Here is a 24,819-nt window from a genome sequence, read left to right as displayed (position 1 = left end):
GGATGGGGCGGGTCAGTTGCTGCTGGCCCTGCCTCCATCTTCAGACAGCGTCCGGTGGCGTGGCAATCGCTGGTGCCGGACCGCGATGCGGACGTTGCGGCGAAGGGGATTGTCTCGATTGTGATTTAGCTCTACTCTATATCCATGTACGTTTTACGCACAAGTGTACGCATAGCGCACAAGCGTAGAATTTCAGTAGGACCCAGGACCTGATTCGAGGAGATCTTGATGTCACACATCCACCAGGGGGCGGACGCCAGCAATCCGCCGGTCCCCCAGCGCACGCCGGTCAAGGCGGCATTGGCCAGCTTCATGGGAAGCGCCGTCGAATACTATGACTTCTTCATCTTCGGATCCGCCGCGGCCCTAATCTTCCCGCACATCTTCTTCCCCGACGCGGACACCAATGCCGCGGTGATGTCCCTGGCAACCTTCGGCTTCGCCTACATCGCCCGACCCATTGGTGCGGTGATCCTCGGACACTTCGGGGACCGGATTGGCCGACAAAAGGTCTTGATGTTCACCCTGGTGATGATGGGGGCGGCCACCTTCGCCATCGGCTGCCTGCCGACCTTCGACCAGGTGGGTTGGCTGGCGCCGATCCTGCTGGTGCTGGCCCGGCTGCTGCAGGGGCTTTCCGCCGCGGGCGAGCAGGCCGGGGCCTCCTCACTGAGCCTGGAACACGCCCCGGATCACCGCCGCAGCTTCTTTACCTCCTGGACGCTGACCGGCACCCAGGGCGGGCAGATCCTGGCCGCCCTGGTGTTCATCCCCGTGGTGGCCCTGCCCGATGAGATCAAGTTCGGCATCGGCTGGCGCATCCCGTTCTGGCTTTCGGCCGTGGTGGTCATCGTGACCTACTTCATCCGGCGCTCCCTGCACGAGACCCCGGAGTTCGAGGCCGCGAAGAAGAACAATGAAATCGCCAAGCTGCCGCTGGGCGTACTGCTGCGCTTCCACTGGAGGGACGTGCTGCGGGTGATCCTGTGCGCGTTCATCGCCGCCGTCTCCACCGTCTACGGCACCCTGGCGATCTCCTACGGCAAGACCATCGGCCACCTGGATGAGTCGATCACCCTGTGGCTGGTGGTCGTGGGCAACATCGGTGCGCTGTTCACCCAGCCGCTTTTTGGCATGCTGGCCGACAAGATCGGACGCAAACCGGTGTACATCTACGGCGCACTGGGTTCGGCCGCCTTCATGCCCTTCTACATCCGTTCCATGGAAGGCGGCAACACGCTGCTGCAGTTCGCGTTGTCCCTGCTGGTCTTCTCCTGCGCCTACGCGGCCGCCAATGCGGTATGGCCCAGCTTCTATGCGGAGATGTTCTCCTCCCAGGTGCGCTTCTCCGGCCTGGCGATCGGCACCCAGCTCGGATTCCTGATGGCCGGCTTCGCCCCCTCGATCGTTGCGGCGATGGGTGGACTGGAGCCCGGGGGCTGGGTGCAGATCAGCCTGTTCACCGCCGCGGTCGCCCTGGTGGCCAGCATCTCGGCGCTGACCGCCCGGGAAACCTTCCGGGTGCCCACCCACCAGCTGGGACACCGGGTGCAGAAGGTCGCCGGCTAGGGTGGTTGGGCCGCGGCGCTAGTGCGCGGTCCAGCCCCCGTCCATGGTGTAGCTGGCCCCGGTGACCATGGCCGCCGGCCCGGCGGCCAGCCATGCGGCCAGCTCGGCCACCTCCTCGGGCTCCACCAGGCGCTTGATCGGGCTTTCGGTGAGCATCACCTTGGCGATGACTTCGGATTCGGGGATGGAGTGCGCCGCGGCCTGGTCGGCGACCTGGCGCTCCACCAGGGCGGTGCGCACATAACCGGGGTTGATGCAGTTGCTGGTGACCCCGTGCTGTGCACCTTCCAGGGCGGTGACCTTCGATAGCCCCTCCAGCCCGTGCTTGGCGGCCACGTAGGCGGACTTGTAGGCGCTGCCAATCAGCCCGTGGGCCGAGGAAATGTTGATGATGCGCCCGAAACCTCGCTCATACATGCCCGGCAGCACCGCTCGGATCAGCAGGAACGGGGCCTCGAGCATCAACCGGTGGATCAGCCGCCAGTCCTGCGGATCGAATTCATGGATCGGCGCGACCCGCTGCACCCCGGCATTGTTGACCAGGATGTCTGCCGATAACTCCAGGGTCTCCAGCGCCCGGGTGTCGGACAGATCCACCACCCATGATTCCCCGCCCACCTCGGCCGCGGCCGCGCTGGCCGCGGCCTCGTCCCGGTCGGCCACGATCACCTGCGCTCCGCGCCGGGCCAGGGCCCGCACGCAGGCCAGGCCGATGCCGCCGCCCCCGCCAGTGACAATCGCCCGACGCCCGGCGAGCCCTTCATTGCCCGGTACCTGCCCACGGGCGGTTTCATTGGTTGTCATGGCATTTTCCTTCCGGGGTACGGCGTCCTCTTGATTCCCATCGTGCCAAGCCTCGCGGCAGGAACAACACCCCGGCGCGGTGTATTTTTGCAAAGCCGCGGTGCGCGGCTACTCCCGGTGCCCCACGCCAAGGCGGCACTCACCGTCCAGATCGGCCATACTGGGAGCCATGGAGCAGAACTGGCCAGAACCGCAGCGCACCGCGGCACAGCGGGCGGCGCACGAGGCGGTAACGGTGCAACGGGCCGCCAGCGTGCTGCTGCTGCGGGAATCGGTCCACGGGCTGGAGGTCTTTATCCAGCACCGGACCCGGACCATGGATTTTGCCCCCGGGGTGGTCGTGTACCCCGGCGGGCGCGTCGACGAGCAAGACGCGGCGGCGGTAGACACGATTCCCGAACCGGTGGCTGCCGGACACGCCCAGCTGTGGCGGAACACCTCGCTGTGGGCCTTGGGCGAACAGCAATCGCACTTCGCCTCCGCCGTGGTGGCGGCCGCGGCCATCAGGGAGGTCTGGGAGGAAACCGGCGCCCGCCTGCACCCCCGCCAGCTGGTGCCGTGGGCGAACTGGATTACCCCGCTCGGCCACCCAAAGCGTTTTGACACCTTCTTCTATGTGGCCGGACTCGACGCTGGCCAGCAGCCGCGGCACCAGACCACCGAAGCCCTGGATTCGCATTGGATCACGCCTCGCCAGCTGCTGAAGGACACCGACTCCGGCAGGTTGCGGCTGATGGCTCCCACGCGGGCCACCCTGCTGGCGGTCATGAATGGCGGTACCCTGCCCGAGGTGCTTGACCGGCGCGAACCGGTCAGCCCCGTGCCGCCTGCGCACCTGCCCACGGAAGGTGCGGCGCTCAACGCAGCAGACCGGGGCCGCGGGCGATGACCGGGCAGGCGCGGGCCAGCATCAAGGCTTGAGGCGGTCCTGCTAGCGCATGCTGGCAAAGCGGTACCCCCGTTGGGACACGACCTCGCGAAGGACTTCGTGGGAAGGTATCTTGTGCGCCACGACCGAGTACTTCCACTGCGGCACCCGGAAGGTCATGGCGCCATCAGCCTGGGTAAGCTTCCCGAAAAATTCACCCATCCCCATCTCCTGGGGCATCGCACCAACGGTCCGAAGATCCGGCTGCTGAGTGCTCAGGTGCAGCATCATCAGTTCATCCGTGTGCCGATCAATCATGGCAATAAACACTGCCCGGCCATGGATGGAGGCCAGGCCCATGGCATCAGCCAATGATTCTGAGGCCTGAGTCATCACAATGGGAACTCCGGCCTTCCACCCGAAGAGCCCCAAATACTCTTTGCCCTTGCTTGTTGCCAATACCTGCGCTACCCGCTGCGCAGTCTGTGTTCTGATGATACGACCGGGCATGTCTTGGGTTCCCTATCTCTAAGAACGACTAATTTCAGAAATCTACAAACACTGCACTGCGGTCTGGACGGCAGCGTTGCGGAGTGCCTGTGGTCACTTTTTGACTCGCGTCCGCCGGGCAAATCACCGTTTGAAGCAGTGCGCTTAGCTGAGGATCTTCTTCTGTGCCTGCGTTGCGTCACTGCGCAGGGCCGGGGAGGCAATAATTGGCTGTTCACCGGTCGAGAAGGGATCAATTAGCCAGCCCGCTTCGGCGGTGCCAGCTTGGGCCGCCCGCCCTGCCGCCACGGCGGGGGCGGGATGCTGACCCTGAACGGCAAATTGCAGGTTCCGCACCTCAAATTGAATGCCGATGACTTGTTCCAGCTGTGGCAGAAGTTCGTCATTGACGAACTGCATCAAATCCGCAACGTATCGCTCGTCCGTCGCGGTGCACGCAAAATTGATGACCAGTTGACCCGGGTCACCGGTGATTGAGCACTGGCAGGAATGCACGTCTGCCCGTCCCCCACACTGGTAGCGGGCATAGCGGGCCACTTCGGACAACTTGCGTGACCAGGCCTTCCCGGCCGGAGGGTGATCCAGGTGCTCAAGATGATTCGTTGTCATGTCTCACTCCTCGTGTATCGGGATGTTCCATAGTAAAATAACACTTAGCCTGGCTAACTGTTAGAAAGGCTATATGTAAGATTGTGATGTATCAAGCTGGAGATTGAAAAAACGGACTGGCCGGTAGATCCCAAGGTCTAAAGAACACGGCTCTCCAGTAGAAAGGCCACGATGAGCGCACTTCAAAGCAGCGGTTACTGGTACCCGCAAGGGTCCGAGGAAACCACGCCGATCGATCTGCTCAACCTGCTGCGCCGCTATCGAAGTGCGGAACGCAAAATGCGGGCGGCAACCAGGGACTCCATGGGAATGGGCGAAACTGATCTTCTCGCCCTGCGCTTCCTGCTCAAGGCCCATCAATCCGGGCGGATACTGCGCCAAAAGGACTTTGCCAGCGAACTGGAGATCTCCAACGCCTCGGTATCGGCACTGATTGACCGCTTGTGCCGCGACGGCTATGCACAGCGTGTGGTGCACCCCGAGGACCGCAGGTCGGTGGCGATCATGCCCACCAAGCACACGGATCAGGAGGTGCGTGAAACTCTTGGTCCCATGCATCAGCGAATGCTCGAAGCGGTGGAAAGCCTTACCGCGGATGAACGCACCGCAGCGGCCAAATTTCTCCATGGAATGATTCGAAGCGTAGAGAAAGTCGACACGTCGACGCCGACCACGCCGAAAGCCCCATCTTCCTCAGGCACCAAGGCTGCGGCCACGGCTCATACCGCCTCTTGAGCCGAGGTTCGCTAGAGCGTCATTCCAACCTCCGGCAACCGCGCGAAGCGGTTCTTTGCCAAAGCGCCCGCCCGCGCATGCCGGAGGTACCGATGAGCGGATGGCTTCTGAGCGGATCAGCCCTTCTTTGCGGGGCATTTCAGGTTTCCAACAACATCAGATGCGAAGGAGCAACCCAGACAACGCGGAAGTCGACGAAAGGAGCATCAGCGGATGCCAAAAACCACCCTCCAGCTCACCCTGACCAAAGATCAATTCGACGACCTGTCCAATGCACTGGAAGATTACCGCGACCAGTTCGCCCAACGTGCCGGAGAATCGGAGTTTGACCTCCTACTCGGCTCCGCATATTGGGAAGATCGGGCGCAGGAAGTTCAGGAACTGCTTGAGCGCATCCTCCAGTCGCCAAGCTACTGGCTATAGAACCGGGTGTGGCAGCACCAAGAATCCTGCGGGCAACGAAGTTCCGGCACGCCCGCACGCTGGCACAGGGGAACTCATCGAACGGCCTTCGCGAAGCGGGGCCCGCCCCGCTGCAGCCCACGTGCGGTCTAGGACTCGATCAGCGAACGCCCCACGATCAACTGCATGATTTCGTTGGTGCCTTCCAGGATCTGGTGCACCCGCAGGTCGCGGGCAATCTTCTCCAGGCCATACTCGCTGAGGTAGCCGTAGCCGCCATGCAGCTGGATGGCGCTGTTCGCGGCGTTGAAACCCGCATCTGTGGCCATTCGTTTGGCCATGGCACACAATCGGACAGCATCCGGAGCCTTGGCGTCCAACGCGGCGGCGGCGCGGCGCAGCAGGGTGCGCGCCGCCTCAAGGCGCATCTCCATGTCGGCCAGCTCGAAGACCAGCGCCTCCTGCCGGGTCAGCGGTCCGCCGAAGGCCTGGCGTTCTTTCAGATAGACCACGCTCTTTTCCAACGCGTGCTGACCACCGCCCAGTGAGCATGCCCCGATGTTCAGTCGTCCGCCATTCAGCCCGCGCATGGCAATGGAGAATCCCTGGCCCTCGGCACCGAGCATCTGGTCCGCCCCGACCCGCACGTCATCCATGATCACCTGGCGGGTGGGCTGGGCCTTCCACCCCATTTTCTTCTCGTTGGCGCCGAAGGACAGGCCCGGCGCGTCCGCGGGCACCAGGAAGGCGCTGATCCCCGCGGCCCCGTCTTGGGAGGTGCGGGCCATGACGATGTACAGCGCCGCTGATCCGGCCCCGGAAATGAACTGCTTGACGCCGTTGAGCACGTAGTCATCGCCCTCGCGCCGGGCCCGGGTGCTCAACGCCGCCGCGTCGGAACCGATCCCGGGCTCGGTCAGGCAGTATGCGCCCAGCTGCTGCATCTGCAGCATCCCCGGCAGCCAGCGCGAACGCTGCTGTTCGGTGCCGAATGCGTCGATCATCCACACCACCATGTTGTGGATGGAAATGTAGGCTGCAATGCTTGGATCGGCCTTGGCCAGCTCCTCAAAGATCAGCACCGCGTCGCTGCGGGTCAACCCGGAGCCGCCGTGTTCCTCACTGACGTAGATGCCGCCCATCCCCAGCTCCCCGGCCTCGGCCAGCACATCGGTGGGAAAATGGGAAGTTGCGTCCCATTCCAGGGCGTGCGGGGCCAGCTTGTCCGCCGAGAAGTCCCGAACCATCTCCACCAGCGCCTGCTGGTCCTCATTCAGTTCAAACATTGCCGAACCCCTCCCTGACCACCAACGGCTACTTGTGACCCAGACTACATCCTGTCCGTGTGCTGCGGGTGGGGCTGAATCCGGGGACGCGGTCGGGGCACCTAGATTTCCATCAGGTCCGCACCCACGGTGATCGGCCCGCTGAAGTCCTGCTGCGCGTCTTGCAGCCAAACCTGGTCGGGAACCTGCGGGGCACTGGGCACGAAATGTGAGAGCACCAGGTGCCCGACCTCGGCGCGGGCCGCCACCGCGCCCACATCCGTGGAGGCGGTGTGGGAGTCGATGAGGTGTTCGCGCAGTCGCTGCCCGTTGGAGCGTTGCAGCAGGGGATCAATGCTGGGGATGTGCATCACCTCGTGCACCAGCACGTCGGCGCCGCGGGCCAGCTCCACCAGGGAGTCGCACGGCGTGGTGTCTCCGGAAATGACGTAGCTGCGGTCCTCGGTGTCGATCCGGTAGGCCAGCGCCTCGATGGGCGGGTGGTTGACCCACGCCGCGGTGATCCGCACCCGCTCGTCTTCGAACACCAGGCCGGGCTCGGTGACGTTGCGGGCGCTGATCAGCGAGGCGAAGTCCGGCCGCCCCTCGTCCACGATGCGGATCTGCACGTCCCGGCGCGCGTAGTCCAGGAAGGAGTCCCACATGCTCTGCCAGGGGGCCGGGCCAAAGGTCTGCACCGGCCGGTCCAGGTTGGCGCACCAGGCCAGGTGCAGCAGCGTGCCCACGTCCGCGTTGTGATCCGAGTGGTGGTGGGTGATCCCCACGGCGCGCAGCGAGTTGAAGGCCAGCCGGGCGCGTGCCAGTTGCCGGGCCACCCCGTTGCCCGCGTCGATGATGTAGGTGGCATCGCCCACGACGACCGCGTTGCATGCGGCATTGCGTTCGATCTTCGGGGTGGGCCCGCCCCCGGTGCCCAGCAGCACCAGCTTGCTCTTGGTGGTCATGATCCGCCTTTGGTTGTTCGTTGTTCTCAAATGCCTAGGAGCCGCTAATGGACATGGCGCAGGAAGTCGCGGGTGCGTTCATGGCTCGGGTCGTCGAAGACCTGGGCCGGGGGCCCGGATTCGAGGATCACCCCGTTGTCCATGACCACCACCTGGTCCCCGACCTCCCGGGCGAACGCCATCTCGTGGGTGACCACGATCATCGTCATGCCCTGGTCGGCGAGCGCCTTCATCACCTTGAGCACCTCACCGACCAGCTCTGGGTCCAGCGCGCTGGTCGGCTCGTCGAAGAGCATCACCCGCGGCTTCATGGCCAGGGCCCGGGCGATGGCCACCCGTTGCTTCTGCCCACCGGATAGGGACGCCGGGTAGGCGTTCGCCTTGTTGGCCAGACCGACCCGTTCGAGCAGTTCCATGGCCGTGGCCTTGGCTTGGGCGGCGTTGGACTTGCCCAGCAGGGTGGGAGCCAGGGTGATGTTCTGCAGCACGGAGTAGTGCGGGAACAGGTTGAAGTGCTGGAAGACCATGCCGATCTCCTGGCGCTGCCGGTCGATTTCCCGGCGTCGGCGCAGGTGCATCTGCCCGCCGCGCTCAAAGTAGGACAGCGTCTGGCCATCCATGGTGATCCTTCCGGCATCCACGCTCTCCAGGTGGTTGATGCACCGCAGCAGCGTGGACTTGCCGGACCCGGAGGGGCCGAGCAGGCAGGCGACCTGGCCTTCATTGACCTGCAGGTCCACGCCCTTGAGGACATGCAACGGGCCGAAGAACTTGTGCAGGCCGCGCACCGCGAGCAGCGGCCTCGTGCTGGCCGCTGAGGGGGTGGGGCTGGGATGGGCCATGACTACACCGAGCCTTTCCGCTGGCCGCGGGCCAGGCGTCGTTCCAGGAAGCTTTGCCCAATGGTCGCGATGCCGGTGACCACCAGGTACCAGAGGAAGGCAACCACGAGCAGCTCCAGGGTGCGCAGGTTGGTGGCGGCGATGTTTTGGGCTTCGGTCAGCAGGTCGCCGCCGGCGATGACCGAGACCAGGGAGGTCATCTTGATCATCGTGATGAACTGGCTGCCCGTGGGGGGAATGATGATGCGCAGCGCCTGGGGCAGGATGACCCGGAACATGGTGCGCAGTGGCCCCAGCCCCAGGGCGTTGGCCGCCTCCTGTTGGCCGGTGTCCACCGCGGAGAGCCCGGAGCGGATGATTTCGGCCATGTAGGCCGCCTCGTTCAGCGCCAGCGCGATGATCGAGGCAACGAACGGGGTGATCAGGTCATTCATGTCCCAGCTGTACCAGAGCTCGCCGGTGATGGGGTTCAGCACGTCAATGCCCGACCAGAACAGGGAGATGTTCCCGACGAACAGGATCAGCAGCAGCAATGGGATGCTGCGCACGATGGCGACGTACGCGAAGCCGATGGCCCGCAGCACCGGGTTCCGCGACAGGCGCATCAGCGCCACGATGAACCCCGCCACGACCCCGATGACCATGGAGATCAGCGCCAGCACGATTGTGTTCTTCAGCCCGCTCATGATGCTGGGGTAGGTCAGGTACTCGGCGATGGTGGAGTGATCCAGTGCCCGGTTGCCCCACAGGCCGCGGGCGGCCATGATCACCAGGGCGATCACCAGCAGCCCGGACACCAGCCGCCAGGGGTGGCGCTGGCGGGCCACCGGGTCCTTGAGCTGTGAAATCTCAACGGTGCTCATTGGCCTGCCCCTGTCTCCTCATTCGCCTCGTCCTGTGGCGCATCCAGCGCCAGGTCCTGGATTTCCCATTTGGCCAGCAGTTCGTCCACGGTTCCCTCGGCCTGCATCACGTCCAGGGCGGACTGGATGGACTGCTTCAGATCGCGGCGGTCCTTGGCGGTGATGATGCCGATGGGCTGGCGCTGGTAGGTCGCTTCCCCGCCCATCTCGAAAACCTTGCTGGTCGCCTTGTTTTCGGCGATATACCGCATCACCGGGGTGTTGCCCAAAAACGCGGCGGTGCGTCCGGCCTGCACGGAAAGCCGTGCATCACCCGGGGCGGAAAACTGGTTGATCTCGATCGGCTTCTTGCCCTCCTGCAGGCACTTGTCGTTTTCGTCCTCGGCCAGCTCCAGCTGAACCCCGCCGCGGACGATCGCGATCGGCAACCCGCACAAATCAGCGGCGGATTCGATGCCGTGGGGGTTGCCGCGCTGCACCAGCGGGGAGGTGGCCTGGTTCATGTAGTTGGAGAAGTCCACGACCTGGGCCCGCTCCTGGGTGTCGCCGATCAGGTCAATGCCGGCGTCGATCTGCTTGGATTTCACTGCCGGGATCAACCCGGCGAACGGCAGCTGCTTCCAGCGGATCTCCACCCCGAGCAGGCTGCCGATTTCTTCGACCACGTCGACGTTGATTCCCTGGTAGCCCTTGTCCGCCGGGAAGTTCATGGGCGGTGAGGCCAGTTGCGAGCCGAAGACCAGATAGCCGCGCTCCTTGACGCTTTCGGGCAGCGGCACCACCTCGGTGTAGGCCTGCTGGGCACCGGCGCTCTGCGCCGGCTCGGTCCCGCCCTCGCGCAGCACGACGCAGCCGCTGAGCCCCAGGGTCAGGGCCAGCGCGCCGGCCAGGGCCGCAGCGAGGCGTGATGATCGATGAAGCATGAAAACCCCTGACTTCGCAGAGCGAAAATACTTTTCGGTGTGCGTAAAGTATGATTGTGACCGTCGTCTCAGGTCAAGAGGCGGCGTTGATGTTTCTTTGCGGAAGGATTCCGATGCCCGTGCCCCATGACTCCCCCACGGGAGTACAGTCCTTCGCCCGCGGGTTGAGCGTGATCAAGGCATTCACCGGTTTTCCGCTCACCTTGAGCGAAGTCGCCGAACGCACCGGCCTGGCCCCGGCTGCGGTGCGCCGCTACCTGGCCACCCTCACCGAGCTTGGCTACCTTGCGCAGCACGGGTCATTGTTCAGCGCACGGGCCAAGCTGCTGGAGCTGGCCCAGCCCTACTTGACGGCCAATGAAACCGCCCGCAAGGCCGAACCGATCCTGCGTCACCTCTCGGACACGGTCAACGAAACCGCGACCCTCACCCAATATTCCAACGGGGAGGTCATTAACGTGCTGGCCACCCAGACCACCCAGGAGCTGGCGATCCAGGTCAACGCCGGACGCCACCTGCCCGCCTACTGCACCGCCATGGGGCGGGCCATGCTTTCCCTGTTGCCCACCGAGGAGGCCCGGGCGATCATCGAGTCCTCGACCCGCATCGAATTGACCTCGCGCACGTTGACCGACAGCACCCAGATCATGGAGCAGATCGAGCTGGCACGGCAACGCGGATACTGCTTCGTGGAAGAAGAACACACCCTGGGCATCCGCACACTGTCGGTTCCCCTGCAGCTGCCCCAGGGGCCGCTCATCGCCCTGAGCGCGCCCACCCCGACCGCACGGGAGGACCGGGAAAGCTACCTGCAGCGGGTGCTGGAGCCGCTGCAGCTGGCGGCCTCCCGGATGCGGGCCGAATAACCGGTTAATAATTGCCGTCTGCAACCACTTTTCAGGTGCCGCCATCCCCGGACATGATGAACTTAGATGCAGTCCGCGTGCCGGCGACCCCCTTCCGACCCCTTCCAAGGAGGACCATGTCCACCCATGAACGCAGCCGCCTGGCCCGGTGGCTCCTGCCCAGCGGCAAGGAACCTGACCCGCGCTTCACCCTGGCCAATGAGCGCACGTTTTTGGCCTGGATCCGCACGTCCCTGGCCTTCCTGGCTGGCGGCATCGCCCTGGAGGCCTTCACCGCCGCGTCCTTCTCCACTCCGCTGCGCACCTGGCTGGCGCTGATTGTCATTGGCATCGGCATGCTGATCGCCGGCGGAGCGGCCTTCCGCTGGCTGCGGGTCGAGCGCCGGATGCGTGAGGACTCCCCGCTGCCGGTTCCGGCGATCGTGCCGCTGCTGGGGTTCGGGGCGGTGGCCGCGGCGGTGGCGGCCGTGGCGATGATCCTGGCCAATGGCTTCTAGGCCACCGGGGAGGCAGGACTCATGAAGGATGTGCGCATTTCGGATCCCGGGCTGCAGCCCGAACGCACCGTGCTGGCCTGGGGCCGCACCCTGATCTCCTTCCTGGTCGTCAGCGCCGTGTTTCTGCGTTGGCTGCCACATTACGGGCAGTCCCTGCTGGTGTTGGTGGGGATTGCCGCGCTGGTCTCCGGCGGCATCTTCCTCTCCCAGCGCCGCCGCTACCGGCGGATGGCCCACGGGCTGGAGGCCGGAAGGGTGCAGGCCGACGCGGTGGCCGTGTTCGCCACCGCCGCGGCCACCCTCGCGTTGGGGGCCACCGCCCTGGTTCTACTGCTCGGCCCGCTGCTGCGCTGACCCCTCGGGGGCGCGGTGTCCTTTGATGACCGGGACGTTGTTCGCCTGGCGGCACACTGGATAATCTGATCTGGAATGGGCCGCCGGCCCACGCCAATCCGAAAGGACCGAGAATGAAGATTGCAGTGTACGGAGCCACCGGGGCCGTGGGCAGCCAGGTGGTCGCCGAAGCCCTCTCCCGCGGACACGAGGTCACCGCGGTAACCCGTTCGGGAACCTCGGTCCAGGGCGCCACCGCGGTGAGTGCCGAGCTCTCCGATGCGGGCACCTATCGCGAACTGGGCAAGAGCCATGACGCAGTGGTCATCGCGGTGCCCCCATCACGCACCGGAGGGGACCACCAGGAGTACCTGGATGCCTTCGAGGAAATCACCGAAACCCTGGTCCCGGCCCGCCTGCTGGTGGTCGGCGGCGCCGGGGCAACCGAGGTTGACGGGGTGCGTCTGCTGCAGACCCCGGACTTCCCCGACGCCTACAAGGCCGAGGCCGAGACCAGCGCGCAGGTCTATGACATGTTCACCTCCGTTTCCGGGATCACCTGGACGGTGGCCGCCCCGGCTCCGGAAATCGCCTCCGGCCGCCGCACCGGCAGCTACAGCCTGGGCACCGATTCCCCGGCCGGGGACTTCGTCTCCACCCAGGACTTCGCGGTGGCGATCCTCGATGAGCTGGAGAACCCGGCCCATGAGAACCGCCGGATGACCGTGGCCAGCCAGAAGTAGGCGCGCGGGCATGCCGGGTGTGATCTGGAATACCCGACATGCCCGGCCCGGGCCCGGGTGACTATTGTGGAACCCAGGACTATCCATCATTTTCGCCCCACGAGGTATTTTCCCCTTGAAGCAACGCACCGCCCGTTCCCGGCGCCTGGCCCTTGGCGCGCTGTCCATCCCGTTGAGCCTGGCCGTGCTGGCCGGATGTTCCAGCCCCACCAACCCCTCCCCGCAGGGCGAATCGGCAGACCCGGTCACCGGCGGCACGCTGATCTACGCCTCCGGGGACGCCGAACCAACGTGCCTGGACCCGCACGTGGGCGGCAACTACCCGCAGGCGCTGGTGGCCTCGCAGTACCTGGAGACACTGTTCACCAAGGACCCGAACGGCCAGATCGTGCCGTGGCTGGCCGAGTCCACGAACGTGTCCGAGGACGGGCTGGTGCGCACGATCACCGTGCGTGACGGCATCACCTTCCACGACGGCACGAAGTTGGGCGCCGAGGCGGTCAAGGCCAACATCGAGCACCTGCAGGACCCGGACACCGCCTCCTCCACCGGGTACCTGGCGGTGGGCAAGGTCGACCAAATCAAGCTGGTGGACGAGCGCACCGCCGAACTGCACCTGTCCACCCCGGACAACGCGCTGCTGGAGTCGCTGTCCATGCCGTGGACCGCCATCCAGTCCCCGAAGGCGCTGGAGCGCGAGCAGTCCGCGAACTGCGCCTCCCCGGTGGGCACCGGCCCGTTCAAGGTCGATTCCTGGGACCGCCAGGACGCGGTGCACCTGGTGCGCAACGAGGACTATGTCTCCCCGGCTCCCCAGGACGGGCGCGAACAGCAGAGCGCCTACCTGGACGGGATCACCTGGCGCTTCATCCCGGAGGCCGCCACCCGCTACGCGGCCCTGTCCTCCGGTGAGGTCGACGTGATCGACAACGCCCAGCCGGACACCATCTCCTCGGCCGAGGGCGCCGGGCTGGGGCACCTGGACGCCCCGCGCCCGGGCGCCTCAAACCGCATCGAGCTGAACAGCGCCAAGGCCCCGTTTGACGGCATCAAGGTGCGCGAGGCGTTCATCCGCGCGCTGGATGTGAACGCGGGCATCGACGCCCTGTTCTTCGGCACCGCCCCGCGCAGCTACTCGCTGCTCTCCTCCGTGGAGCCGCTGGGCATCTCCCAGGAGGCGCTCTTCGCCCCGGACGTGGCCAAGGCCGAGCAGCTGCTGGACGAGGCCGGCTGGAACCAACGCGACGCCGAGGGCTACCGGGTGAAGGACGGCAAGCGGCTGAGCGTCAGCTTCCCGGTGTCCACCAATCAGTCGGTGCCGGCCGAACAGTCCCTGTTCGAACAGATCCAGGCCTCGGCGAAGAAGGTCGGAATCGAAGTGAAGATCAACCTGCTGGACCTCTCCAGCTGGTACGGGGCACTGGCCAAGCACGAGTACAACCTGGTCTCCGCGCCGTACACGAAGGTCGGGCCCAGCGTGCTGCGCATCCTCTACCATTCGGACTCCACCGTGCCGGCCCCCTCGGGCTACTTCGCGAACAACGCCCAGGTCAAGGACCCGCAGATCGACCAGCTGCTGACCGAGGCGGAGCAGACCGAGGATGAGGCCGAACGCGCCGAGAAGTACCGCAAGGCCCAGGAGCTGATCCTGGGCGGCTACTACGTGCTGCCGCTGTACGACCAGCAGAACCACTTCCTCTACGGCAAGGACGTCAAGGGCATGGGCGCGACCACCGCAGTCTCCACCCCGGTGTACTACGACGTGTTCCTGGACCGCTAGGGTCCAGCGGGCAACCGATGATGGGTACGCTGCGGTGGCTGGGCCGACGGCTGGGCGGGGCGCTGGTGGTGCTGTGGCTGGTGGCCACCGCCATCTTCCTGGGCATCCGGCTGATCCCCGGGGATCCGGCCGAGGCGATCATGGGCGGTCCCGGCTCCCAGGCCTCGGCCGAGGCGCTGGCCGCGGCCCGCGCCGAGTACGGGCTGGATCTGCCGTTGCCGGCGCAGTACCTGATGTTCCTGGGCAAGCTGGTGCGCCTGGACTTTGGCACCTCCTATTCCCTGAAGGACCCGGTGCTCACGGTCATGGGCGAGGTGCTGCCCTCCACCCTGGTGCTGGCGCTGCTGGGACTGGTGCTGGCCTGGGTGCTGGCGCTGGTGTTCGCCGCGCTGTCGCTGCGCGCCAACCGGTTCGGCGAACTGCTGGGCAACACGGTGGAGATCGTGGCCGCCGCGGTGCCGCACTTCTGGCTCGGCGCGGTGCTGATCATGGTGTTCTCCACGATGCTGGGCTGGCTGCCGGCGGTGGACAACGGCAGCGCGGCCGGGCTGCTGCTGCCGGTGCTGACCCTGGCCCTGCCGCTGGCCGGGTTCCTCACCCAGCTGATGCGCGATTCGCTGGCCTCCGCGTTTTCCAGCCAGTTCGCGCTGGCCGCCCGCGCCCGCGGGGCCAGCCGATTGCAGCTGTTCTGGCGCCACGGGCTGCGCCACGCAGCGCTGCCGGCGCTGAGCCTGACCGGCTGGGCGTTTTCCTCCCTGCTCTCCGGGGCCGTGGTGGTCGAGGCCGTGTTCGCCCGCCCGGGGCTGGGCCGGGCGCTGCTCTCCGCGGTGCTCTCCCGCGACATCCCCATGGTCACCGGCATCGCCTTGTTCTCCGCCGCCAGCTACATGGTGGTGATGGCCGTGACCGAGGCCGTGGAACGGCTGATCAACCCGGCCGGGGTCCGGGCATGAGCCGGCTGGCGAAGCTCGGGATCGGGGTGTTCCTGGTGCTGCTGGTGGTGCTCGCGCTCTTCCCGCAGTGGCTGGCCCCGGGCGACCCGCTGGCGGTGAACCCGGCCGAGGCGTTCCAGGCCCCGAACCTGCACCACGTGATGGGCACCGACGAATCCGGGCGCGATGTGCTCACCCGGATCGTGCACGGCGCCCGGGACTCGCTGTTCATCGGGGTGGCGGCCACCGCCCTGGGCATGGGCATCGCGGTGCTGCTGGGCACCGCCGCCGCCCTGTCCCCGCGCTGGCTGGACGAGGCGATCCTGCGGGTGCTGGAGGCGCTGTACGCGATTCCCTCGCTGCTGATGGCGCTGCTGATCATCGCGTTCACCGGCCCCGGGGTCGGTCCGGCGATCGTCGCGGTGGGCCTGTCCACCGCGCCGGGCTACGCCCGGCTGGTGCGCAGCCAGATCCGCACCCTGAAGGCCTCGGAAATGCTGGAGGCCGCCACCGTGCTGGGCCGCGGCACCCTGGCCAAGGTGCGCAACCACCTGCTGCCCAACGCCCTGCGCCCGCTGCTGGCGCTGATCACCCTGGGGGTGGGCCAGGCGGTCATCTGGGCCTCGGCACTGTCCTTCCTGGGGCTGGGCACTCCCCCGCCGGCCCCCGAATGGGGTGCGATGCTCGCCGCCGGGCGCACCTACCTGCACCTGGCCTGGTGGTTGAGCTTCTTCCCGGGCCTGGCCATCGTCGTGGTGGCCGCCGGGGCAACGATGATCGGCCGGGCACTGGGCGGAAAGGTGAACGCGGCATGAGGGCAAGCACCACGAAGCGGGAAAACCCCGGCGCTGCGCCGCTGATCGAAGTCGAGCAGCTGGCGGTGCGCTTTGGCGCGCAGCGCGCGGTGGACGGGGTCAGCTTCACCCTGCACGCCGGGCAGTGCCTGGCGCTGGTGGGCGAATCCGGGTCAGGCAAGTCGGTGACCGCCCGCAGCCTGCTGGGGCTCAGCGGCGGAACCGTCACCGCCGACCGGCTGCGGGTGCTCGACCAGGACGGGCTGAGGCTGGGTGAAAACGGCTGGCGGACCGTGCGCGGGGCGCAGATCGGCATGGTGCTGCAGGACGCGCTCTCCGCACTGGACCCGCTGCGCCCGGTGGGCCGGGAAATCTCCGACGCGCTGCGTGGAACGCGGCGCGCCGAACGCCGCGCCCGGATGCTGCAGATGCTGCAGGCGGTGGGCATGGATGACCCGGCCCGCCGCGCCGCCCAGCGCAGCGGGGAACTGTCCGGCGGCATGCGCCAGCGCGCACTGATCGCCCAGGCGCTGATCGGGGACCCGCAGGTGGTGATCGCCGACGAGGCGACCACGGCCCTGGATGCGGGGCTGACCGCCCTGGTGCTGCGCCAGCTGCGTGAGCTGAAGGCGCAGGGCCGGGCGGTGCTGATGATCAGCCACGACCTGGCCCAGGTGGCGCAGGTCGCGGACCGGATCGCGGTGATGCGCGGCGGGAAGATCGTGGAAAGCGGTCCTGCCGAAGAACTGCTGGGCGCCCCGCGCCACGAGTACACCCAGACCCTGTTGCGCGCCGTCCCCTCCGGGGTGCCGCGCTTCACCCCGCTGGCGGCCAGCACCCCACGCCCGGCGCCGCAGCCGGCACCGGGCGCCACCGCGCAGACCGAGTCCCGGCCGGAACCGGCGCTGCAGGTCAGCGGGCTGTCCAAGGCCTTCGACGGCCAACTGGCGGTGGATGACGTCAGTTTCACGCTGCCGCGCGGGGCCACCCTGGGGATCGTGGGCGAATCGGGCAGCGGCAAGACCACCACCGCGCGCATGGTGCTGGGCCTGCAGCGCCCGGACGCCGGCACGGTGCGGCTGCTGGGGCGCGGGTTCGTGCCCGCCCGGGAAGCCGAACGCCGCCCGCTGCGCCGGGCCATGGGCGCGATCTACCAGAACCCGCTGGGCTCCTTCGACCCGCGCTACACGGTCGGGGCGCTGCTGGCCGATGCGCTCACCTCCGGGCGCAGCCGGCGCCTGGGCCCGGTGCGCGATCAGGTCCACGCACTGCTGCGCCAGGTGCAGCTGGACGAGCAGCTGGCCGCCCGCTACCCCACACAGCTCTCCGGAGGCCAGCGCCAGCGCCTGGCGATTGCCCGGGCCCTGGCCCCCAGGCCCGCGGTGCTGGTGCTGGACGAACCGGTCTCCGCGCTGGACGTTTCCATCCAGGCCACGGTGCTGGACCTGCTGGATGAACTGCAGGTCCAGACCGGGACCAGTTACCTGTTCATCAGCCATGACCTGTCGGTGATCGAGCACATGAGCGATCAGGTGGCGGTGATGTACCAGGGCCGGTTCGTGGAGAGCGGACCCACCGCCGAGGTGTTCGCCAATCCGCAGCACCCGTACACCCAGCGCCTGCTCTCCGCGGTGCCGCGGCTGCGCTAGCCAGAGGGCCATTGCGCCTGCCTCTTCCCGGCGGGGACACGGTGCCCGCCGGTGCCCGGGCGCTGGCTAAACTGGCCAGGTGATCAACTACACCCTGCGCCAGCTGCACTACTTCCTGGCGGTGGCCGAGGCCGGTTCCATTTCCGCGGCCGCAACCGCCAGCCACATCTCCCAGGCGGCCATGTCCCAGGCGATGGATGATCTGGAACGCGCGGTCGGCGCCCAGCTGCTGGTGCGCCGCCGCGCCCGCGGGGTGGAGCTGACGGCGGTGGGCACCGTGTTCCTGCATGATGCGCGCGAACTGATGCGCCACGCCGAGGAGGTGCAGGGGCAGATCATTGAACGCCAAACCACCCTGGCCGGCCCCCTGGTCATCGGCTGTTATTCCTCGCTGGCGGCCTTCTGGATCCCGGTGATCTGTGAAAAGTTCACCAAGCCGAACCCGGGCCTGAGCGTCACCCTGGTGGAGGGGGACGGGGCGGAGCTGCAGCAGCAGATGCTCAAGGGGCACCTGGATGTGGTGCTCACCCACACCCGCCACCTGCTGCCCCAGGTGCACCACCGCACCGTGATGTCCGGCCGGCCCTATGTTCTGGTCGCCGCCAACCACCGGTTGGCCGCCCGCTCCTCGGTGCGGCTCAGCGAACTGGCCGAGGAGGATTTCGTGGGCCTGGACCTGCCCACGGTGCGTGATAACCAGCTGGTGAACCTGCGCATGTCCGGCCTGGATCCGAAGGTGCGTTGGAGTTCGCAGAGCTTCGAGGCGGTGCGCGGCATGGTCGCCCGCGGTCTGGGCTACACGGTGCTGGTGCAGCGCCCGCCGGTGAACGTCAGCTATGACGGGCTGCCGCTGGCGGTGCTGGAGATCGAAGGCCCGGTGGGGGTCAGCGACATCTGCGTCGCCTACACCGCCTCCGAGCGCCCCAGCCTGCGGCTGCGCGCCTTCCTGGACTTCTGCGAACAGGTGGGCGCCGAACGCGACGCCGGGGACGCCCGGGGCTCTTCCTAGGAAAAGCTCCCGGACGCCCCCGGTGCAGTCGCGTTCGGCCGTGTGCGCTCCTACATCTGTTCGGCCATCAGGTCCGCGTCCTTGCCTTCCTTGACGTTGCGCATCGCCAGTGCGGCGATCACGAACGTCGCGGCCCACACGATGCCCACCAGCCACAGCGACCCGCCGCCAAGCAGCACCAGGGCGGCCACGATCATCGGGGTGAACCCGGCGCCGACCGTGGAGGAAAGCTGGTAGACCAGGGAGGCGCCGGTGTAGCGGATCCGGGTGGGGAACAGTTCGGCGGTGAACGCCCCGAACGGGCCAAAGATGAACGCCTGGATCAGCCCGTTGGCCACAAACAGGGCGATGGCGAATGCCCACAGCGCACCGAGCTGCAGCAGCCACATGATCGGCAGCGCCGCCAGCGCCCCGGCGGCAATGCCCACCAGCATCACCGGGCGGCGGCCCAGCTTGTCCGAATAGCGGGCCGCGAACCAGATGCCAACCACGGTCAGCGTGGCGCCGACGGCCTTGATGTTCAGCACCGCGGTGCGGTCCATCCCCATGTCCTCCACCACGTAGGAGATCGCCCAGACGGTCATCAGCCCCTGCACGGTGTAGGAGCTCATCCCCACCAGGGTGCCGCGCAGCACCGACTTCGGGTACTGGGTGAGCACCTGCATGATCGGGGTCTTCTTTTCCTCCGCCTTGTCCTCCAAAGCCAGGAACAGCGGGGATTCGGCCACCTTCAGCCGGATGATCAGCCCGATGCCCACCAGCAGCACCGAGAGGATGAACGGGATGCGCCAACCCCAGGAGAGGAACACGTCATTGGGCAGCAGCGACACCGCGGAGACCGCCAGGGTCGCCAACACCGCACCGGCCGGCCCGCCCATGTTCGCGAAGCTGGCGGCGAAGCCGCGCCGTTCCTTCGGTGCGTGTTCCAGGGCCATGAGCATTGCCCCGCCCCATTCACCGCCCACGGCCAGGCCCTGGAGGATGCGCAGCAGGATCAGCGCAATCGGGGCGACCATGCCCACCTGGGCGGTGGGCGGCAGCAGCCCGATGATGGTCGAGGCCCCGCCCATCATCACCATGGAGGTGATCAGCACGCCCTTGCGTCCCACCTTGTCGCCAAAGTGGCCAAAGACGATGCCGCCCAGCGGCCGGGCCAGGTAGCCCACGGCCAGCGTGGCGAAGGAGGCGAACAACGCCACCCCGGGGATCAGGTTCACGAAGAAGACCTTGTTGAACACCAGGGACGCGGCGGTGGCATAGAGGATGAAGTCATAGAACTCGATGGCGCTGCCGATGAAGCTGGAGGCCAGGATGCGGCGCATCTGCGGGGAGTTCAGCGACGGGACCTGCAGTTCGCGGTCCTGCTGCTGGTCGGTGAGGTTGCTCATGAGACTGCCTTTTCTGCCAGGGCGCGGGCGAAGGAAATGACCTGCAGGTCATCGGGGACCAGGAAGCTGCCGGAGAAGTCCCGGGCGTGGGAGAGCCAGGTTTCCAGCGGGGTGGTGCCGGGCACCAGGTGGTGCAGCGCCAGGGTGCGGGCCCGGGCCTGTTCGGCCAGGGCGATCGCCTGGGCGGCGGAGGTGTGCGAGCGGCGGTGGTGGTCCATGGAGGCCTCCGCCTCCTCGGTGCCCAGCGAACCGTAGGCGCGCTGCACCCATTCGAAGTCAATGGCCTCATGCAGCAGCAGGTCCGTGTCCCGGGCCAGGGTGACCAGGTTCTGGCAGGGGGCGGTGTCCCCGGAAATCGTCACCGAGCCTTCTTCGGTGTCAAAGCGGAAGGCGAACGCCGGGGCGATGGGCGGGTGCTGGACCAGGGTGGCGGTGACGGCGACCAGTTCATCGCGGTAGATCTCAAACGGTTCCAGTCCCGCCGGAGTTGGGTTCTGGTTCGGGTGGTACCCGCTGTGGGCGGGGATCTGGATGTCGCTGGCCTGGAAGTACTCCAGCGGCGAGGGGCGCAGCGCATCAATGACCCGGTCGTTCAGGTCGGTGGCGTAGGCCTGCATCAGGTGGCTGAACATGTCGGCGGTGCCCGGAGTCGGGTTGTGCGGGTAGAGCGGCTGCGGTGCCACCTGGGCGCGCGGCGAAACCGGCGGCAGCGCGCCGCGGTCCCCAGGGCCCAGGATCTGGATGGGCCGCTTGCCGGCGGGGATGGTGAACAGCCCAAAGATCGCCAGCGAGGCCAGGTCGATGGTGTGATCCGAATGCAGGTGGGTCAGGAAGATCCCGCGCAGGTCCCCGGGGGTGAACCCGGCCTTCATCAGCTGGTTGCCCACCCCGGAACCGGCATCGACCAGGTAGACGGCGTCGCCGACCACCACGGCGGTGGAAATTCCGGCGCGTTTGCCGGCGTTGGCCCCGGTCCACCAGCGGGGGCCGCCGGCGGTGCCCAGGGTGACGACGTGGGGTGCGAGGTTGGAGGCCACGGGCCCTGTCCTTTCAGTCGGGAAGCGTATTGCTTCCATACTGAATGGAATAGATCACATCCGTAAAACTGTTTTTTACGTCCTAATTCATAGGTTTTACCTGTTTGAGCGTGCAAAGAGGGGCCCGCGGGTCGCCCCGCGGGCCCCGGCCAAGTAAGCGTTAGTCGGTGCCGCCCAGCTGCTCACGCACCTGCTTGCGCAGGATCTTTCCGAGCATGGAGCGCGGCAGCTCCTCCACCTGCCGGATCTTCCGGGGCACCTTGTAGGCGGCCAACAGTCCGCGGCAGTGCTCCCGCAGCGCCTGCTCATCCAGCTGCGCACCCTCGTTCAGCTCCACCGCGGCGACCACCATCTCTCCGCCGCGGGCCAGCGGCTCACCGAACGCGGCCGCATCGGCCACATCCGCATGCTGACGCAGCGCCGCCTCCACCTCGGTGGGCGAGACATTGAAACCGCCGGTGATGATCAGTTCCTTGGCGCGGTCCACGATCGTGGCAAACCCGTCGGCGTCCACCGTCACCACGTCCCCGGTGTGCAGCCAGCCCTCGGCGGTAAGCACCTTGGCCGTCTCCTCCGGGTTGTTCCAGTAGCCGGAGAACACCTGCGGCCCCTTGATCAGCAGCTCGCCGGGCTGCCCGGGTTCCACCGCTTCGTACGGCTCCTGGAGGCTGACCACCTTCATGTCCGTGGAAGGGAAGGGGATCCCAATGGTCCCGGTGCGCCGTGAAGGGTGGAAGGGATTGCCCAGCGCCACCGGCGAGGATTCGGTCATCCCGTAGCCCTCCACCAACAGTCCGCCGGAGACCGACTCCCACAGCTCGACCACGTGATCGGGCAGGTTCATCGCCCCGGAAATGCAGTATTTGGCCGAGCGCAATGAGATGCCGCGCTCCAGCGCCCCCATGGCGGTGCGCTCATAGATCGGCGGCACCGCGCAGTACACGGTGGCCGGGGACTTCTTCCAGGCATCAAGCACCAGCTTCGGCTCGAACTTGGGGAAGAGCACCAACAGGCCCTGCTTCTTAATCCCGAACGTCAGGTACAGCGTCATCCCAAAGGCATGGAACATCGGCAGGATCGCGTAGAGGACTTCCTTGCGTTCCTCCGCCCCGAGCATCCACGCCTCTCCCTGCAGCGCATTGGAGTACAGGTTGTAATGGCTGAGCATGGCGCCCTTGGGGTGCCCGGTGGTGCCGGAGGTGTACTGGATAACCGCCAGGTCATCCACCTCGGGCATCGGGTGGCGCGGGTTCAGCCGGTCGGACTTGGCCAGCTGCTTCCAGCTCATCGTCCCGGGGGCCGGTGCGGTCAGCCCAGCCCGGGCCTCACGCAGCTTCTTCACCGGCAAACCCAGCGCCAGGCGCTTGGTGGCCGGGAACGCCTGCAGCAGATTGACCGCGACGATGGTGTCGATCTGCACATCCTCGGGGAATTGCTGCAGGGCCGGCACCGCCTTGTCCCAGGCGATCACCACCCGGGCCTGGTGGTCCTCGAACTGGTGGCGCAGTTCGCGGGAGGTGTACAGCGGATTGTGCTCCACCACCACGGCGCCCAGGCGCAGCACCGCGTAGAATGCGATCACATGCTGGGGGCAGTTGGGAAGGATCAGGGCGACCCGCTCCCCCGCGGTCACACCGAGCCGGCGCAGCCCCTCGGCCACGCGCTCCACCTGTTCGCCGAGTTCGGCATAGCTCATCTGCCGTCCGAAGAATTCGGTAGCCGGGCTGTCCCCGGCCTGGGCGACGGAGCGGGCGAACATGTGGGCCAGCGATTCGGTGGGCAGCTCGATCTCGGCGGGCACCCCGGGCTGGTAGTTCTTGGTCCACGGATGCGCGGATGTGTTGTGCATGTCCCCATCATGCCCCTTTGGCGCGATCCGCGCGATTCTGGCGGTCCTAACCAGAGCTCGTTGAACGAGCCGCCAACATTCAACGCACCGCATCGGGCGCCAGGATGGCCGACCCCTTTGTGAGCAAACGCGCTCGCCGGGCTGTCCACCATCGCCCCGCACTCCAACAGGCTTGCAGCACCACCACGGAAACCGTGATCCCATCACCGGGTTCCAGCGAGCCGCCGCGCGAAGCATCTACTAGCTCAGCCATGCGCCTTGCGTTCCTTCGACATGGGCGCGAAATCTTCACTCAAACTGTTGACTGGGTCACACGGTCACCCTAGTGTGATGCAGGACACTGATATATCAATTGCTTATTAATCACCGATCATACTTTTGCTGCTGTGGAGGAAAAATTGCCCATGCCAGATAGAACCGCGACCCGCGCCGGGTTGGGCACAACGGAAAAGACCAACTTCCTTCGGTTGGCGACCTTTGCCGGTGCCATCATTGCCTTCCTGATCGGCTCGGGTTTTGCCACCGGCCAGGAAATCCTGCAGTACTTCACCTCATACGGTTATTGGGGCGTCTTTGGCACGGGACTGCTGGTTTTGGCCCTGATGACCTACGTGGTCATCGAGTTCTTCGTCGTCGGGCAAGCCAAGAAGTTCGAAAAGCCCTCGCGGATCTTCCACTACTACTGCGGCCGGTACCTGGGCACCTTCTTCGACTTCTTCTCCATCGTGTTCGTTTTCCTCAGCTTCACAGTGATGGTTTCGGGCGCCGGAGCCGTCTTCGAGGAACACTACGGGCTCTCGAAGTACCTCGGCGGCATCGGCCTGGCGCTCGCTGTGGGAATCAGCGTCTGGTTTGGCCTGAAGTCACTGGTGGACGTCATTGGCAAGATCGGGCCGCTGATCGTGGTGATTGCCATTGGGTTGGGCATCACCGGAATCCTGCGCAACCCGCAGGGGATCTCCGAGGGGCAGGCGCTGTTGCCCGGCCTGGAGTTGACCCAGGCCTCGAGTAGCTGGTTCATGGCCGGGCTGTCCTACGTCGGGTTCTGCATGCTGTGGCTGGCGGCGTTCCTGACCGCACTGGGCAAGACCGCCCGCAGCAAGAAGGAGGCCGCCGCCGGAGGCGCAATGGGCGCGGCGGCTTTCTCGGTGGCGTGCATCATCGTTGGGCTGGGTCTGCTGGCCAATATCGTGAAGGTCGGCGGCACCGAGATCCCAATGCTGGTGCTGGCCCGGGACATCAGCCCGGTGCTGGCCTCGGGGATCTCGGTGATGATCCTGGCGGGCATCTACACCACCGCGGTCCCGCTGCTGTGGACCGTTTCCAGCCGCTTCTTCCCCGACAGCACCCCGCGCTTCAAGTACCTGACGATCGCCCTGGCGGCGCTGGGCACCGTGATCGGCCTGGTGCTGCCCTTCAGCCAGATGGTCAACATTGTCTACGTCATCAATGGCTATGTGGGAGTGCTGCTGCTGGTGCTGATGCTCGTGAAGACCGGCACCCGCCTGGTACGCCGCGAGAAGCTCTAGACCTGGCTTGGGAAGCCCACCGGTCCTGCACCCCCGCGGCCTCGGCCGGCGGGGGTGC

At 66.5% G+C, this 24,819-nt stretch carries 25 protein-coding genes; 14 read left to right on the top strand and 11 right to left on the bottom strand.

The genetic code is table 11. From position 1 onward, the window contains the following. Window positions 1-228 precede the first annotated feature (228 nt). Entirely contained in the window at window positions 229-1,569 is a 1,341-nt protein-coding gene (locus tag FDN03_RS07995; protein ID WP_138175775.1) for an MFS transporter, read from the top strand. 18 nt (window positions 1,570-1,587) lie between these two features. Here the strand turns inward: FDN03_RS07995 and FDN03_RS07990 are convergent, their stop codons facing one another. Next, entirely contained in the window at window positions 1,588-2,373 is a 786-nt protein-coding gene (locus FDN03_RS07990; protein WP_138175773.1) for a 3-hydroxybutyrate dehydrogenase, read from the bottom strand. A 169-nt stretch (window positions 2,374-2,542) separates the two neighbouring features. On the opposite strand from FDN03_RS07990, the gene FDN03_RS07985 reads away from it, so the two are divergent. After that, a complete protein-coding gene (locus FDN03_RS07985) occupies window positions 2,543-3,262 on the top strand; it encodes an NUDIX hydrolase (protein WP_138175771.1) in 720 nt (239 codons plus the stop codon). 42 nt (window positions 3,263-3,304) lie between these two features. Here FDN03_RS07985 and FDN03_RS07980 read toward each other — a convergent pair whose 3' ends face one another. After that, entirely contained in the window at window positions 3,305-3,751 is a 447-nt protein-coding gene (locus tag FDN03_RS07980; protein WP_138175769.1) for a hypothetical protein, read from the bottom strand. Window positions 3,752-3,895: 144 nt separating this feature from the next. Further along, a complete protein-coding gene (locus tag FDN03_RS07975) occupies window positions 3,896-4,360 on the bottom strand; it encodes a hypothetical protein (protein ID WP_138175767.1) in 465 nt (154 codons plus the stop codon). 171 nt (window positions 4,361-4,531) lie between these two features. Here FDN03_RS07975 and FDN03_RS07970 point away from each other — a divergent pair, with 171 nt between their 5' ends. Next, on the top strand, window positions 4,532-5,095 hold the full coding sequence (locus FDN03_RS07970) for a MarR family transcriptional regulator (RefSeq protein WP_138175765.1): 564 nt from the start codon (window positions 4,532-4,534) through the stop codon (window positions 5,093-5,095). Window positions 5,096-5,308: 213 nt separating this feature from the next. Then, on the top strand, window positions 5,309-5,518 hold the full coding sequence (locus FDN03_RS07965; RefSeq protein WP_138175763.1) for a hypothetical protein: 210 nt from the start codon (window positions 5,309-5,311) through the stop codon (window positions 5,516-5,518). 128 nt (window positions 5,519-5,646) lie between these two features. Here FDN03_RS07965 and FDN03_RS07960 read toward each other — a convergent pair whose 3' ends face one another. From FDN03_RS07960 to FDN03_RS07940, 5 genes are all read right to left on the bottom strand, one after another. Further along, window positions 5,647-6,783: an acyl-CoA dehydrogenase family protein gene (locus FDN03_RS07960; protein WP_138175761.1), complete on the bottom strand. Its 1,137-nt coding sequence runs from the start codon at window positions 6,781-6,783 to the stop codon at window positions 5,647-5,649. A 101-nt stretch (window positions 6,784-6,884) separates the two neighbouring features. Next, window positions 6,885-7,727, bottom strand: a complete 843-nt coding sequence (locus FDN03_RS07955; RefSeq protein ID WP_138175759.1) for an MBL fold metallo-hydrolase — start codon at window positions 7,725-7,727, stop codon at window positions 6,885-6,887. Between the two features lie 44 nt (window positions 7,728-7,771). Then, complete coding sequence (locus tag FDN03_RS07950; protein WP_138175757.1) at window positions 7,772-8,569, bottom strand: amino acid ABC transporter ATP-binding protein; 798 nt, start codon at window positions 8,567-8,569, stop codon at window positions 7,772-7,774. A gap of 2 nt (window positions 8,570-8,571) precedes the next feature. Further along, the gene (locus tag FDN03_RS07945) at window positions 8,572-9,432 is read right to left on the bottom strand and encodes an amino acid ABC transporter permease (RefSeq protein ID WP_138175755.1); all 861 of its coding nucleotides are present in this window, start codon (window positions 9,430-9,432) and stop codon (window positions 8,572-8,574) included. After that, on the bottom strand, window positions 9,429-10,355 hold the full coding sequence (locus FDN03_RS07940; protein ID WP_138175753.1) for an ABC transporter substrate-binding protein: 927 nt from the start codon (window positions 10,353-10,355) through the stop codon (window positions 9,429-9,431). Before FDN03_RS07940 ends, FDN03_RS07945 begins: the two co-directional genes overlap by 4 nt. Before the next feature lie 119 nt (window positions 10,356-10,474). On the opposite strand from FDN03_RS07940, the gene FDN03_RS07935 reads away from it, so the two are divergent. The 9 genes from FDN03_RS07935 to FDN03_RS07895 all read left to right on the top strand — a co-directional run bounded on the left by FDN03_RS07935 (window position 10,475) and on the right by FDN03_RS07895 (window position 18,958). After that, complete coding sequence (locus tag FDN03_RS07935) at window positions 10,475-11,221, top strand: IclR family transcriptional regulator C-terminal domain-containing protein (protein ID WP_171021178.1); 747 nt, start codon at window positions 10,475-10,477, stop codon at window positions 11,219-11,221. Window positions 11,222-11,337: 116 nt separating this feature from the next. Then, window positions 11,338-11,718, top strand: coding sequence for a DUF202 domain-containing protein (locus FDN03_RS07930; protein ID WP_054821840.1), 381 nt, complete (start codon window positions 11,338-11,340; stop codon window positions 11,716-11,718). Window positions 11,719-11,739: 21 nt separating this feature from the next. Next, window positions 11,740-12,072 (top strand): DUF202 domain-containing protein, encoded by a 333-nt coding sequence (locus FDN03_RS07925; RefSeq protein WP_138175749.1) that lies wholly within the window; start codon window positions 11,740-11,742, stop codon window positions 12,070-12,072. Between the two features lie 113 nt (window positions 12,073-12,185). Further along, a complete protein-coding gene (locus tag FDN03_RS07920) occupies window positions 12,186-12,794 on the top strand; it encodes an NAD(P)H-binding protein (RefSeq protein WP_138175747.1) in 609 nt (202 codons plus the stop codon). A 115-nt stretch (window positions 12,795-12,909) separates the two neighbouring features. Then, complete coding sequence (locus FDN03_RS07915) at window positions 12,910-14,574, top strand: ABC transporter substrate-binding protein (protein ID WP_138175745.1); 1,665 nt, start codon at window positions 12,910-12,912, stop codon at window positions 14,572-14,574. Window positions 14,575-14,591: 17 nt separating this feature from the next. Further along, window positions 14,592-15,527: an ABC transporter permease gene (locus FDN03_RS07910; RefSeq protein ID WP_249354428.1), complete on the top strand. Its 936-nt coding sequence runs from the start codon at window positions 14,592-14,594 to the stop codon at window positions 15,525-15,527. Next, window positions 15,524-16,321, top strand: a complete 798-nt coding sequence (locus FDN03_RS07905; RefSeq protein ID WP_138175743.1) for an ABC transporter permease — start codon at window positions 15,524-15,526, stop codon at window positions 16,319-16,321. The genes FDN03_RS07910 and FDN03_RS07905 overlap by 4 nt, the downstream gene beginning before the upstream one ends. Beyond that, complete coding sequence (locus FDN03_RS07900; RefSeq protein ID WP_138175741.1) at window positions 16,318-17,949, top strand: ABC transporter ATP-binding protein; 1,632 nt, start codon at window positions 16,318-16,320, stop codon at window positions 17,947-17,949. The genes FDN03_RS07905 and FDN03_RS07900 overlap by 4 nt, the downstream gene beginning before the upstream one ends. 79 nt (window positions 17,950-18,028) lie before the next feature. After that, window positions 18,029-18,958: a LysR substrate-binding domain-containing protein gene (locus FDN03_RS07895; RefSeq protein ID WP_138175739.1), complete on the top strand. Its 930-nt coding sequence runs from the start codon at window positions 18,029-18,031 to the stop codon at window positions 18,956-18,958. A gap of 50 nt (window positions 18,959-19,008) precedes the next feature. On the opposite strand, the gene FDN03_RS07890 is transcribed toward FDN03_RS07895, so the two are convergent. The 3 genes from FDN03_RS07890 to FDN03_RS07880 all read right to left on the bottom strand — a co-directional run bounded on the left by FDN03_RS07890 (window position 19,009) and on the right by FDN03_RS07880 (window position 23,232). Beyond that, the gene (locus tag FDN03_RS07890) at window positions 19,009-20,346 is read right to left on the bottom strand and encodes an MFS transporter (RefSeq protein ID WP_138175737.1); all 1,338 of its coding nucleotides are present in this window, start codon (window positions 20,344-20,346) and stop codon (window positions 19,009-19,011) included. Beyond that, the gene (locus tag FDN03_RS07885) at window positions 20,343-21,383 is read right to left on the bottom strand and encodes an MBL fold metallo-hydrolase (protein ID WP_249354426.1); all 1,041 of its coding nucleotides are present in this window, start codon (window positions 21,381-21,383) and stop codon (window positions 20,343-20,345) included. Before FDN03_RS07885 ends, FDN03_RS07890 begins: the two co-directional genes overlap by 4 nt. Window positions 21,384-21,543: 160 nt before the next feature. Further along, a complete protein-coding gene (locus FDN03_RS07880; protein WP_138175733.1) occupies window positions 21,544-23,232 on the bottom strand; it encodes a long-chain-fatty-acid--CoA ligase in 1,689 nt (562 codons plus the stop codon). 404 nt (window positions 23,233-23,636) lie between these two features. On the opposite strand from FDN03_RS07880, the gene FDN03_RS07875 reads away from it, so the two are divergent. Beyond that, window positions 23,637-24,761 (top strand): hypothetical protein, encoded by a 1,125-nt coding sequence (locus FDN03_RS07875; protein ID WP_138175731.1) that lies wholly within the window; start codon window positions 23,637-23,639, stop codon window positions 24,759-24,761. The last annotated feature ends 58 nt before the right edge of the window (window positions 24,762-24,819 follow it).

It is taken from the genome of Glutamicibacter sp. V16R2B1 (assembly GCF_005774635.1).
Taxonomy (GTDB): Bacteria; Actinomycetota; Actinomycetes; order Actinomycetales; family Micrococcaceae; genus Glutamicibacter; species Glutamicibacter creatinolyticus.
This window is presented reverse-complemented; position numbering and strand designations above follow the sequence as displayed.